Below are 1,285 nucleotides of genomic sequence, written 5' to 3' on the forward strand. Positions count from 1 at the left end.
CGTATCGGAGATTGGGAAATAGATACCGTCATAGGTAAAGGTCATCGAGGCGCCCTTGTTACCATTGTAGAGCGGGTCACCCAATTCACTGTATCAACTCAGGTGGCAGGAAAAACAGCGGAAGCCGTCACTGCGGCGACGATAGAACTATTAAGGCCATATAGGTCAGCGCTTCATAGCATCACAGCTGACAATGGAAAAGAGTTCGCTTATCACGAGCAAATCACAGAGGCTTTAAGTGTACCTGTTTATTTTGCTCACCCTTATCACTCATGGGAGCGCGGATTGAATGAAAACACGAATGGATTACTACGTCAGTATTTGCCGAAGAGCACAGATTTTAAGGCGGTAACACCAGCACAAGTTATACCCGTACTTGAGCAACTTAATAATCGTCCGAGGAAGACACTTGGATTTGAAACGCCTGCAAAATTGATGCAGGATCACTTGGCGGCTAAAGCCGCCTAAACGTTATGCACTTCAGATTTGAATCCGCGACATAAAAAATAATTTTTAATAAAAACAATGAAGCTGGCACACACAGTGCAATTATCCCGTTAGTTAAACAATAAAAAGCCGTCAGCCTAAAGGTTCCTATTACATAATAAAAACCTTGGCGAGCAAAAATCATATAACGGGAAATGGACATGCTAAAACTAAAAAAAACCATCGCTATCAGTGCTATAACATTAATGGGCGCAACATCTTTAACGTCAACAGCCGTACATGCTGAAGTAACGGCTAATGCAGCGGCAACATCAAACTACTTATGGCGTGGTCAAGAGCAAACTGGGGGCGATGCAGCTATTTCAGGCGGTATTGATTACACCAATGAATCGGGCTTTTATGCGGGTACTTGGGCTTCAAACGCATCGTGGGCAGATGAAATGACCTATGAGCTTGACTTATACGCAGGCTTTGGTGGCGATATTAACGAAAGTGTTAGCTACGATGTTGGTTATATTTATTACGCTTACCCAGACGCAGCTTCTGAAGCAGACGCAGATTTCTCTGAAATTTATAGTAGCATCAGTGTCGAAGGCTTTACCTTTGGTGCTTCTGTACTTGCAACATCAGCTGCAAGTGGTGATGGTACAGATTTTGGTGATTCACTTTACCTAACAGCTGATTACGGCTTTGCTGTTGGCAGTAACGGCACTGAAATGGCGCTTCACTTAGGCCATTACTCTGGTGATTTTATTGGCGATGATAATATCTTAGATTACGGTGTATCAATTTCGAAAGACGGTTTTACTTTTGGTTTGTCTGATACAGATATGGATGA

General features: G+C 43.0%; 2 protein-coding genes. Both read left to right on the top strand.

Features of this window, described 5'->3' with window-relative positions:
* On the top strand, nucleotides 1–468 hold a 468-nt coding region (locus GQR45_RS21230; RefSeq protein ID WP_165726944.1), incomplete at its 5' end, for an IS30 family transposase.
* 179 nt (nucleotides 469–647) lie between these two features.
* Nucleotides 648–1,285, top strand: a 638-nt coding sequence (locus tag GQR45_RS21235) for a TorF family putative porin (protein ID WP_165726934.1), incomplete at its 3' end; no start/stop codon positions are given.

Origin of the sequence: Pseudoalteromonas sp. SA25, assembly GCF_011378705.1 — a bacterium.
Classification (GTDB): Bacteria; Pseudomonadota; Gammaproteobacteria; order Enterobacterales; family Alteromonadaceae; genus Pseudoalteromonas; species Pseudoalteromonas arctica.